Source organism: Lutibacter sp. (assembly GCF_040883305.1).
GTDB lineage: Bacteria > Bacteroidota > Bacteroidia > Flavobacteriales > Flavobacteriaceae > Lutibacter.
On sequence record NZ_JBFLKT010000013.1, the window covers coordinates 1 to 11,413 of the forward strand.

Below are 11,413 nucleotides of genomic sequence, written 5' to 3' on the forward strand. Positions count from 1 at the left end.
ATTCTTAAATTTAAACTTAAATTATTTAGGTAGAAAAAGTGAAACTTCAAAAACAATTCATACAGGAACAATTCAATTAAAGGCGATTTTTTAGAGTGAAAAAAAGTTTTTCTCCTTTGGAATTTAGATTGCCTGATTATTTATCTGTCAACAAAAGTTAAATATAAGCAAGAAGAATAATATCTGAATGTTAGTCATTTGCATCTTTTCGAAGGAGGTACAACTTTGACAATCTGATAGTTGATAGACAGATTGCCACATTTTACTTAAAAAAAAGTAAAACTCGCAATAACAGTTTTTTAAGTATCAGCTTAAACTAGCTTTTTTAATATTTCACTACTAATTTTAGTGGAGTTTTTAGCTTCAGAAAGTGCAATATGAGTTTGTACATTCCCTAAATTTTTCAACAAAGAAAGTTTCGTTAAAATAAAATTCTCGTAATCTTCTATATCTTTTACAATTACCTTCACCAAAAAATCAAAATTTCCAGTTATACGGTAACATTCCATAACTTCAGGGAACGTATTAATATCTTTTTCAAACTTTGTTAAATAACTTCTGTTGTGTTCTTTTAAGGTTAAACTAATAAAAACCGTTTGTTTTAAACCTAATTTTCGTTCATTTAACAAAGCCGTATATTGTTTTATAAATCCTTCTTTTTCCAGTTTCTTTATTCTTTCAAAAACAGGTGTAGTTGAAAGGTTTAATATTTCAGACATACTTTTTATAGTTATCCGCCCGTTTTCTTGAATTAATTCAAGAATTTTTAAATCTATTGTATCTAGTTTTAAACTCATTTTAGAAAAAACATATTTTAACACATCAAATATAGTGTTTTGTAGATTTTTATTCTAATATTTAATCTTTTTACATTGTTTTATGCTATAATTAAATTTATTAAGCAGTTTAAAAATATTGACTTCTCCTAAACCATATTTTTGATTTATATAATGTTTTAAATAAAAAAATATGTCCAGTTTAATAAAAGAATTTGAACAAACACCACCAGAAATAGTTTTTGAATGGAAAGATAAAGAGTTGGGTGCCGAAGGTTGGGTAGTAATTAACTCCCTTAAAGGAGGCGCAGCAGGAGGTGGAACTCGAATGCGTAAAGGCCTGAACAGAAATGAAGTAGAATCCTTGGCAAAAACTATGGAAATAAAATTTACTGTTTCGGGGCCTCAAATTGGAGGTGCTAAATCTGGAATAAATTTTGATCCTCAACATCCTAAAAAAGCAGAAGTTTTAAAAAGATGGTATAAAGTAATAATGCCATTATTAAAAAATTATTATGGAACGGGCGGTGATTTAAATATTGATGAACTTGTTGAAGTAATTCCAATTACCGAAAGTTATGGTTTATCACATCCTCAAGAAGGTGTTGTAAACGGTTTTTTTAGTATGGAAATAAGCAAACACAAAGATAAAATTGAACGTTTACAATATGGTGTTTCCAAACAAGTTACAGATAAAAAATACATTCCAACTACCACTAATAATTATAAAATAGCAGATTTAATTACGGGTTATGGTGTTAGTGAAGCTGTAAAACATTATTACAATATTTGGGGCGGCAAAATCGAAGAGAAAAGAGCAATTATTCAGGGATGGGGTAATGTTGGCGCTTCCGCAGGATTCTATCTTGCAAATTACGGCGTTAAAATTGTTGGAATTGTTGATTATAATGGTGGTTTAATAAATACTGAAGGTTTTAGCATTCAAGAAATTGAAGTACTATTAGCAGGTAAAAAAAGTTTAAAAGAACAAGCTACTTTTATAGATTTTGAAATTATAATGCAACAAATTTGGAGTGTTGGAGCAGAAATATTTATTCCGGCAGCTGGTTCTAGAATGGTTGAAAAAAGTCAATTAGATACTATGATCGCAAACGGCTTGGAAGTTGTAAGCTGCGGAGCAAATGTTCCTTTTAACGATAAAGAAATTTTTATGGGCAAGATTTTATCTGAAGTCGATAAAAAAATAGCCATTATTCCAGATTTTATTGCCAATTGCGGAATGGCAAGAGTTTTTGCCTTTTTAATGGAAAATGAAGGTGAAATTACAGATGAAATTTTATTTAAAGATACTTCTAACGTAATAAAAGATGCCTTACAAAAAACCTATGAAGTTTGCCCAAAAGGTATTAACTTAACAGAAAAATCTTTAGATATTGCTATAAAAGAATTGCAAAACAGAAAGTAATAACTATTTTTAAATAAAAATAAGATGCCAATCTATCATAAACTTGGAAACATTCCTCCAAAAAGACATACAATTTTTAAGAAACCAAATGGTGACTTTTATTATGAACAACTTTTTGGAACTATTGGTTTTGATGGAATGTACAGTAATTTATATCACGAAAACCGACCTACACAGGTTAAAAAAATAGCAGAACCTTATAGTGTAGCTCCAAAAATTGCAAAAGCAGTTAATATTCAATCATACAGACTTAAAGGGTTTCAAGTAAAATCTGAAAATGATTATTTAGACAGTAGAAAGATTGTACTTACAAATAGCGATTGTAATATTATTTTAGCAGCTCCTAAAGAGTCAACCAAAAATTATTTTTATAAAAATACAGATGCCGATGAACTTATTTTTGTTCATAAAGGAACTGGAAAATTACGCACACATTTAGGTAATTTAGATTTTAAATATGGCGATTACTTACTAATTCCAAGAGGAACTATTTATAAAATTAATTTTGACACAACCGATAATCGATTATTTATTGTAGAGAGTTATAAACCAATCTACACACCTAAACGTTACAGAAATTGGTTCGGTCAATTGTTAGAGCATTCACCATTTTGCGAACGTGATATTAGAAAACCTCAAGAATTAGAAACGCATAACGAAACGGGAGATTTTCTAATCAAAATTAAAAAACAAAATCAACTATTTGATATGGTATATGCCACGCATCCGTTTGATGTTGTTGGTTACGACGGACATAATTATCCCTATGCTTTCTCAATCCACGATTTTGAACCAATTACCGGTAGAATTCATCAACCACCACCAGTGCATCAAACATTTGAATCCGATGCTTTTGTAATTTGCAGTTTTGTACCTCGCCTGTACGATTACCATCCAGATGCAATTCCAGCGCCATACAACCACAGCAATATAGATTCTGATGAAGTTTTATACTATGTTGATGGAGATTTTATGAGTAGAAATGATATTGATGCCGGACATATTTCACTCCATCCAGCTGGAATTCCACATGGTCCTCACCCTGGAGCAATGGAACGCAGTATTGGTAAAAAATCTACAAATGAACTGGCTGTAATGGTAGATACTTTTAAACCACTTATGGTTACAGAAAATGCGCTTAAAATTGCAGATCAAGATTATTATAAGTCGTGGCTAGATTAAAATTTGGAACAACAAATTTACTATTTAATAAAAATCAAAAAAAATGGCAGCAAAAATCAAAAACTTAAAAAACATACAAAATACCACTTATAGTTTAGAAAAACTCTTTGAAGAAGCAGAAGATTTTTTACCATTATTAGGTACAGATTATATAGAATTATATGTTGGAAACGCAAAACAATCTGCACATTTTTATAAAACTGCTTTCGGATTTCAATCTGAAGCTTATGCAGGATTAGAAACTGGGTTAAAAGATCGAGTTTCCTATGTATTGAAACAAGATAAAATACGTTTAGTACTTACCTCTCCTCTTCAAAAAGATGGAGAAATTAACCAACATATTAATATCCATGGAGACGGTGTTAAAATTGTTGCCCTGTGGGTTGAAGATGCCAAAAAAGCTTGGGAAGAAACCACTTCCAGAGGTGCAAAATCGTACCTAAAACCAACCGTTGAAAAAGATGAACATGGAGAAGTAATACGCTCAGGAATTTATACGTATGGCGAAACTGTGCATATTTTTGTAGAACGAAAAAATTACAACGGTGTTTTTTTACCGGGCTATAAAAAATGGGAATCGCATTACAATCCAACACCAGTTGGTTTAAATTATGTAGATCACATGGTTGGTAATGTTGGTTGGGGAGAAATGAAAAAATGGTGTGAATTTTATGCAAAAACAATGGGGTTTGCTCAAATTATTTCGTTTACTGATGACGATATCTCAACAGATTACACTGCATTAATGAGTAAAGTAATGTCCAATGGAAATGGAAGAATTAAATTTCCAATAAACGAACCTGCAAAAGGTAAAAAGAAATCTCAAATTGAAGAATACCTCGATTTTTATAACAGTGCAGGAGTGCAGCACATTGCTTTGGCAACAAATAATATTGTAGAAACCGTTTCTGAAATGAGAAATAGAGGAGTTGAATTTTTATATGTTCCAGAAACATATTACGATGATTTGTTAGAACGCGTTGGAGATATAGATGAAAATGTTGAAGTTTTAAAAGAGCATGGAATTTTAATTGATAGAGATGATGAAGGATATTTATTACAACTATTTACAAAACCAGTGGTTGACAGACCAACAATGTTTTTTGAAATAATTCAAAGAAAAGGAGCGCAATCTTTTGGAGTTGGAAACTTTAAAGCCTTATTTGAAGCCATAGAAAGAGAACAAGAAAGTAGAGGGACTTTATAAAAAAAATAATGAAATCAGAAATAACAACAATAGATCCAAGCTCTATATCTACTGCCGAATTACATAGTATTTTATTAACTGCGGTAGCTCCTAGACCCATTGCCTTTGCGAGTACAGTTAATGCGAATGGCAATGTAAATTTAAGTCCATTTAGTTTTTTTAATGTGTTTAGTGCAAACCCACCTATTTTAATCTTCTCTCCTGCTAGAAGAGTAAAAAACAACACCACTAAACATACTTTAGAAAATGTAAAATCTACAAAAGAAGTTGTAATAAATATTGTGAATTTTCCAATTGTTGAGCAAATGTCGCTCTCCAGTACAGAATATGATATTGACATTAACGAATTCATAAAATCGGGTTTAACACCTATTAAATCTGTAAAAATTACACCACCAAGAGTTGCAGAATCACCTGTTTCATTTGAGTGTGTGGTAGACAATATTATTGAATTAGGAAAAGAAGGAGGTGCTGGAAATTTAGTAATTTCAAGAGTAGTTTGTATTCATATTAACAATAAATATTTAGATACTAACGGAAATTTAGACACTAAAAAATTAGATTTAGTGGCTCGTATGGGAGGCAGTTGGTACGCTAGACTTATTGAAGAATCTTTATTTGAAATTCCTAAACCAATATTTAACCAAGGCATCGGAGTAGATAGTCTTCCAAAACACGCTTTAAATAGTACCATTTTAACAGGTAATAATTTAGGTCGGTTAGGAAATTTACCTAAGACTCCTTCTTCAAAAGAAATAGAAAAAATAAAAAAAACTGCAATTTTAACTACTATATTAGCAATTAAAGATAAAACCGAGAAAGAAAATCAGCTACATTCAGTTGTAAAAAAATTATTAAATGAAGATAAACTCGAACAAGCTCTTTCTGTTTTATTTTGTTTATAATAACGAGGTACTTTTTTAAGTACATTTTAATATATACAAAATATTAGGCATCATTTTTGTTTGTTAGTATAAACAATTAATTATATTTAACCTTTAACTTAAAAGAACAAAATTCTGATGAAAAAAATCACCCTTACTGTGCTATTATTTATTAGCAGTGTTGTATTATTTGCACAACAAAATAATAATTATTCCGAAATGAATAATGAATTAAAATTAAATATGTCGAATTTAATTGGCTTTAAGTGGTTAGATGTAGGTTACGAACGTATATTAAATGAAGAATCTTCTATAGGTTTTGGAACACTTATAAGTTTAGACAATAATGTAGATGGTTTGGATGAGTACAGAACATTTTCTTTAACACCATATTATAGACATTTTTTCTCTAATAAATATGCGCAAGGTTTTTTTATTGAGGCATTTACAATGGTACATTCTGGTAAATTTGATGATTATTACTATGACGATTATTACTACGACAATTATGATCCTAGCCTAAAAGATCATAAATATACAGATTTAGCTGTAGGGATTTCAGTTGGTGGAAAATGGGTAACAAGAAGAGGTTTTGTGGCAGAAATATATGCCGGAATTGGAAGAGACATGCTTGATAATAGTGATATTGAAGTTGTTGGAAGAGGTGGTGTTTCCATTGGGTATAGATTTCAATAAAAAAAATATTTTTACAAAAAAATGCCGAGCAAATTTACTCGGCATTTTTTATATATAAATTTGAAAATTAGTCCGCAAGAATAATAACCTTGTTTTCTTTCATTTCAATAGTTCCGCTTTTTATTTGCAATGCATATTCTCCTTTGGTATTTGTAAAATTAGCTTCAAATTCTTCATCAATCTTTACATTTGCTCCTTGAAACCTTACAGTTCCTTCAACAAGTAAAGAAACAATTGGTGCGTGATTGTTTAACATTTGAAAGTCACCATTAATACCTGGAACCGCAATTAAATCAACTTCCGAATGTAATAATGTTGCTTCTGGTGATACTATTTCTAAAATCATAATTTAATTAATTGATAATTGATAATTTCAATTGATAATTGTCAATTGAATTATGCTTCTACTAACATTTTTTCACCAGCATCAATTGCATCTTGAATAGAACCTCTTAGGTTAAATGCTGCTTCCGGATACTTATCTAACTCACCGTCCATAATCATATTAAAACCTTTAATAGTATCTTTAATGTCAACTAAAACACCAGGGATTCCTGTAAATTGTTCAGCTACGTGGAAGGGTTGTGATAAGAAACGTTGAGCTCTACGTGCTCTGTGTACAATTAATTTATCTTCTTCAGATAATTCTTCCATACCTAAAATAGCAATAATATCTTGTAATTCTTTATAACGTTGTAACAACTCTTTAACGCGTTGCGCACAATTATAATGTTCATCACCTAAAATATCAGCAGTTAAAATTCTTGAAGTAGAATCTAATGGATCTACTGCCGGGTAAATACCTAGCTCAGCAATTTTACGAGATAATACTGTTGTTGCATCTAAATGCGCAAACGTAGTTGCAGGCGCAGGATCCGTTAAATCATCCGCTGGTACATAAACCGCTTGTACAGATGTAATAGAACCATTTTTAGTAGAAGTAATACGTTCTTGCATTGCTCCCATTTCAGTTGCTAATGTTGGTTGGTAACCTACCGCAGATGGCATACGACCTAAAAGCGCAGAAACCTCTGAACCAGCTTGTGTAAAACGGAAAATATTATCAACAAAGAATAAAACATCTTTTCCTTGTCCTTCACCAGCTCCATCTCTAAAATATTCAGCAATAGTTAAACCAGATAAGGCAACACGTGCACGTGCTCCAGGTGGTTCGTTCATTTGTCCGAATACGAAAGTAGCTTTAGACTCTTTCATTTCTTCCTTATTAACTTTGGTTAAATCCCATCCTCCATCTTCCATAGAGTGCATAAAATCGTCACCATATTTAATAATACCTGACTCTAACATTTCTCTTAAAAGGTCATTTCCTTCACGTGTTCTTTCTCCTACTCCGGCAAATACTGATAAACCACCGTGACCTTTTGCTATATTATTAATTAACTCTTGAATTAATACAGTTTTACCAACTCCGGCTCCACCAAATAATCCAATTTTACCACCTTTTGCGTATGGCTCAATTAAGTCAATTACTTTAATTCCTGTAAATAAAACTTCTGTTGAAGTAGATAAATCTTCGAATTTTGGTGCTTGTCTGTGAATTGGAAGTCCGTTTGCACCTTCTTTAGGTAAATCACCTAATCCATCAATAGCATCTCCAATAACATTGAATAAACGCCCATAAACAGCATCCCCAATAGGCATCTGAATTGCATTTCCAGTAGCAAAAACTTTTGTCCCTCTACTTAATCCATCAGTTGAATCCATTGATATTGTTCTAACAGTATCTTCACCAATATGAGACTGTACTTCTAATACTAAAAGTGATCCATCTTCTCTTTTAATTTCTAATGAATCGTATAATCTTGGAAGTTCTGCCCCAGATTGAAACTCAACGTCTATAACTGGACCAATAATTTGTGCAACTTTACCTGTAACCTTTGTCATTACTTTAACTGTTTATATTTTAGATAATTAATCTTTTTAGTCTAACCTCATTTTTCAGGTTGCAAAGATAGTTTTTTGATTTTATTTTGAAAAAAATATAGTGAGTTTTTTTCAAAAAACAAACGCCCTAAAAATTTAGGGCGTTTTATATAATTTATTTTTCTAGTTTATTATGGGTTTATAGTCCAAGAAGCAAAGTACTGAGAACCAATTTTTCCATTACCCGGAGCACTTAAATATTCTTTACCTCCTAGGTTAGCTCCACCAATTTTAAAAGTAGATTTCCATTTTGGTACTGTATAATTAATTTGAGCATCAACCACAGTTCTTGCATCTATTACAGCATCTACAAATGAAGATTGCCAGAAATATTCATCACTCCAACGAACATTTACGTTAAATCCTAAATTTTCGATTACATCAGTATTTCCAAAAGAAAATTTCACTTTATTTTCTGGAGTATTAAATCCTGCTTCATAATCTGGATCACTTTCTTGATCAAAATCAAATTTAGCATAGGTATAACTTAAACCAACACTATAATTACCAGCAACTTTGGAAGAAACTCCAACACTACCTCCGTAAGATGCAATATCTGCTTTTGAATTTGTATACACCTGAAATGGTTGCCAATCACCATTACCAATTGCAATTAATGCAGCTGGTGTTGGACCTCCTAATTGAGCTGGCAATGGAATAATATCAGAAAAATCAACTTGACCATAGTGTGGTACTACAACTGTTTTGTTTCCAATAAAATCTTCGTATTTATTATAGTATGCACTTGCATCTAAAGAAAGTCTACCAAATACTGCTCTATAACCAATTTCATAAGCTGTAACTTTTTCTGGTTTCACATAATCAAAATTACCAACTTTTAACAATCCAGGATTTGGAGAACCAGCCGCAGCACTTGCACCAAATGCACGAAGAGATGCTAATGTATAAGCATTTTCATAGGCAGATCTACCACTTAATTGAACTGTAGCAGGAAACCCTAATTGTTGTGCTGTTGCACTATTAGCTATAGGGTTAGAGGTATATCTATCTAAGTTATCGGGTGCAGATCCAACTAAAATAGCTTGTGAAGCATCTAAACCAATGTATTGATCTTGTGTGGTTGGATTTCTAAATCCAGTTTGGAAAGACGCTCTTACATTTCTAGTTTTATCTTGTCCTAATGAATACGACAATGAAATTCTTGGAGATACATTACCATCAAAGTTTTTTGCTTTATCATAACGAATAGAACCTGTAAATTTTAATCTATCTTCTAAGTATTTCTTTTGAATTTGAGTATAAGCACCATATTCATTATAATCAATTGCACCATCATAATCTGTAAAAATGGTTCCACTAGAATTTAAAGAATATTGTCTCCAAGAACCTCCTACCTGTATATCTGCAAAATCAACTAATTTATGAAAGTTATAGTTCGCATCGGCGTGGTATATTCTTGTATTATCCTGAAACTTAGCACCTGTAGCTAAATCTGGATCTGAAGCAGTAGCTTCTAAAGCTGCCTTAAATTCAGGTGTTCCAGGTTGTAAAGTAACATTTGCATCTGCAAATTGTCTAGCGCCAGCGTGCAATTGAGCAGAAGCTGCTACAACATCAGCCGGAGAACCTCCACCTTGAAGAATTTGACCTGCTCCGGTAGCATATGCACCTGCATACGTACCAAACCATTGTGATGCATTTGCTTTGTTCATATTAATACCCGCAAAACGCATATCGTAAGAATCTCCTGCGTCTTCATCTGTCATATAAGCTCTTACAAAAAAGTCGTCATTTCTAACTTCAATTTTATGTTGTTGCATAAAGAAGTTTTTAATGCTATATCTATTTGCCCCTTGGTAAATTGTATTTCCTTTACCAAATTTAGCATTATAAATTATTTCTAAATCGTCTTCAAAAGGTTTGTAGTGTAAGGCAATATCTACTTTAGCACTTTCGGCTTGATAGTCCGTTAAATCTCTTTCTTTATATCCTGTACGAGAGACATCGTCTTTTGGAATTAAAGCGACTAATGGTCCCAATTCTGGATTAGTAGTTGAAGCTAAAAAACCAGCTACACCTTGCAAATCACCAAATGGTGTCTCAGATAATTTCACTTCATCTCCATAAACATTCAATCTGTCAAATGCTGTTTGCCCTGTTTCAGGCACCAAAGTGGTAGATTCTCCTGGAATACTATTTAGATGATCATAATCGTTGTAGTCTGTCGCATACCATTCAGTACCTTTTAAGAAAGAAAAAGATGCTTTTGCAGCAAATTTATCACTAAATTTATGTGCCATTCTTATTCCTACATCTGCAAACTGATTGTCTCCTGCTTCTTTAGATGAAGTTAAACCAGTTTTTCCATAAACACTAACTCCTTCAGAATTAAAAGGATTTTTACTGGTCATAAATAAAATACCGTTAAAAGCATTTGCACCATATAATGCAGATGATGCTCCTGGCAATAATTCAACAGTATTAACGTCTAATTCGGACATTCCTAAAAGGTTTCCTAAATTAAAGTTAAGTGCGGGTGACGAATTATCCATTCCATCTACCAATTGCATAAATCGTGTATTTGCAAAAGTTGCAAAACCTCTGGTGTTTACAGATTTAAATGTTAAACTATTGGTATTAACATCTACTCCTTTTAAGTTTTCTAAACCATCGTAAAACGTTGGTGAAGAAGTATTTTTTATTTCTCTAACATCCATTCTTTCGATGGTTACCGGAGATTCTAAAATACGCTCTGGAGTTCTAGAAGCAGAAACAACTACCTCATCTAATGCGGTAGCAGACTCTTCTAATGAAATGGTTATTTTTTGGTCATTTTGTGTAATTTCAACTTCAGTTGAAGCATAACCAATTAATGATACCTCAATTGAGAATGGAGGGTTTTGGGCAATTTTTAATGAAAAATTTCCATCAAAATCGGTTGTTGTTCCTATTGATTTTCCTACAACCTTAATATTGGCACCTGGAATAGGTTGGCCTGTTTTTGATTCTATTACCGATCCTGTGATTGATGTTTGAGCAAACATCGAAACGCTAATAAAAAGCACAAAAAAAACACTTACTAGTTTTTTCATAATATATAATAGAGTATTGATTAACATGGTCGCAAAATACAATTTTTTTCTAATTAACATTAAAACAGCCAATAAAAAAATGAATATCTTTAAATTTAAAGTGCGTTTTATTGTGAATGTGATAGTTATCACTTTAAAATATTTCGATAAAAAAACAATCTTTACGGGCTCAAACAATATCCAAAAGTTAATACTTGAATAGTTTTGTATTTATAGATGATTTCTAATAAATTTAATGAATTTTG

The 11,413-nt window shown here is 31.8% G+C and carries 9 protein-coding genes; 5 read left to right on the plus strand and 4 right to left on the minus strand.

Annotated elements, in window-relative coordinates; all coding sequences use genetic code 11:
• Positions 1-311 precede the first annotated feature (311 nt).
• Positions 312-797, minus strand: a complete 486-nt coding sequence (locus AB1Z17_RS00320) for an Lrp/AsnC family transcriptional regulator (protein ID WP_368049799.1) — start codon at positions 795-797, stop codon at positions 312-314.
• Between the two features lie 172 nt (positions 798-969).
• Here AB1Z17_RS00320 and AB1Z17_RS00325 point away from each other — a divergent pair, with 172 nt between their 5' ends.
• From AB1Z17_RS00325 to AB1Z17_RS00345, 5 genes are all read left to right on the plus strand, one after another.
• A complete protein-coding gene (locus AB1Z17_RS00325) occupies positions 970-2,202 on the plus strand; it encodes a Glu/Leu/Phe/Val dehydrogenase dimerization domain-containing protein (RefSeq protein ID WP_368049800.1) in 1,233 nt (410 codons plus the stop codon).
• Positions 2,203-2,226: 24 nt separating this feature from the next.
• Positions 2,227-3,384 carry a homogentisate 1,2-dioxygenase gene (locus tag AB1Z17_RS00330; protein WP_368049801.1) on the plus strand — a complete coding sequence of 386 codons (1,158 nt, stop codon included), beginning with the start codon at positions 2,227-2,229 and terminating at the stop codon, positions 3,382-3,384.
• A gap of 43 nt (positions 3,385-3,427) precedes the next feature.
• Complete coding sequence (gene hppD / locus AB1Z17_RS00335) at positions 3,428-4,591, plus strand: 4-hydroxyphenylpyruvate dioxygenase (protein ID WP_368049802.1); 1,164 nt, start codon at positions 3,428-3,430, stop codon at positions 4,589-4,591.
• Positions 4,592-4,599: 8 nt separating this feature from the next.
• A complete protein-coding gene (locus AB1Z17_RS00340) occupies positions 4,600-5,496 on the plus strand; it encodes a flavin reductase family protein (protein ID WP_368049803.1) in 897 nt (298 codons plus the stop codon).
• A 117-nt stretch (positions 5,497-5,613) separates the two neighbouring features.
• Positions 5,614-6,171: a DUF3575 domain-containing protein gene (locus AB1Z17_RS00345; protein WP_368049804.1), complete on the plus strand. Its 558-nt coding sequence runs from the start codon at positions 5,614-5,616 to the stop codon at positions 6,169-6,171.
• 67 nt (positions 6,172-6,238) lie between these two features.
• On the opposite strand, the gene AB1Z17_RS00350 is transcribed toward AB1Z17_RS00345, so the two are convergent.
• From AB1Z17_RS00350 to AB1Z17_RS00360, 3 genes are all read right to left on the minus strand, one after another.
• Positions 6,239-6,517: a F0F1 ATP synthase subunit epsilon gene (locus tag AB1Z17_RS00350; RefSeq protein WP_368049805.1), complete on the minus strand. Its 279-nt coding sequence runs from the start codon at positions 6,515-6,517 to the stop codon at positions 6,239-6,241.
• Positions 6,518-6,567: 50 nt separating this feature from the next.
• A complete protein-coding gene (gene atpD, locus AB1Z17_RS00355) occupies positions 6,568-8,076 on the minus strand; it encodes a F0F1 ATP synthase subunit beta (RefSeq protein WP_368049806.1) in 1,509 nt (502 codons plus the stop codon).
• 170 nt (positions 8,077-8,246) lie between these two features.
• Positions 8,247-11,168 carry a TonB-dependent receptor gene (locus AB1Z17_RS00360; protein ID WP_368049807.1) on the minus strand — a complete coding sequence of 974 codons (2,922 nt, stop codon included), beginning with the start codon at positions 11,166-11,168 and terminating at the stop codon, positions 8,247-8,249.
• Positions 11,169-11,413: the final 245 nt, after the last annotated feature.

Coding starts and splice junctions, on each gene's coding strand:
- AB1Z17_RS00320 (WP_368049799.1), bottom strand. CDS start 797: ATGAGTTTAAAACTAGATACAATAGATTTAAAAATTCTTGAATTAATT.
- AB1Z17_RS00325 (WP_368049800.1), top strand. CDS start 970: ATGTCCAGTTTAATAAAAGAATTTGAACAAACACCACCAGAAATAGTT.
- AB1Z17_RS00330 (WP_368049801.1), top strand. CDS start 2,227: ATGCCAATCTATCATAAACTTGGAAACATTCCTCCAAAAAGACATACA.
- hppD (WP_368049802.1), top strand. CDS start 3,428: ATGGCAGCAAAAATCAAAAACTTAAAAAACATACAAAATACCACTTAT.
- AB1Z17_RS00340 (WP_368049803.1), top strand. CDS start 4,600: ATGAAATCAGAAATAACAACAATAGATCCAAGCTCTATATCTACTGCC.
- AB1Z17_RS00345 (WP_368049804.1), top strand. CDS start 5,614: ATGAAAAAAATCACCCTTACTGTGCTATTATTTATTAGCAGTGTTGTA.
- AB1Z17_RS00350 (WP_368049805.1), bottom strand. CDS start 6,517: ATGATTTTAGAAATAGTATCACCAGAAGCAACATTATTACATTCGGAA.
- atpD (WP_368049806.1), bottom strand. CDS start 8,076: ATGACAAAGGTTACAGGTAAAGTTGCACAAATTATTGGTCCAGTTATA.
- AB1Z17_RS00360 (WP_368049807.1), bottom strand. CDS start 11,168: ATGAAAAAACTAGTAAGTGTTTTTTTTGTGCTTTTTATTAGCGTTTCG.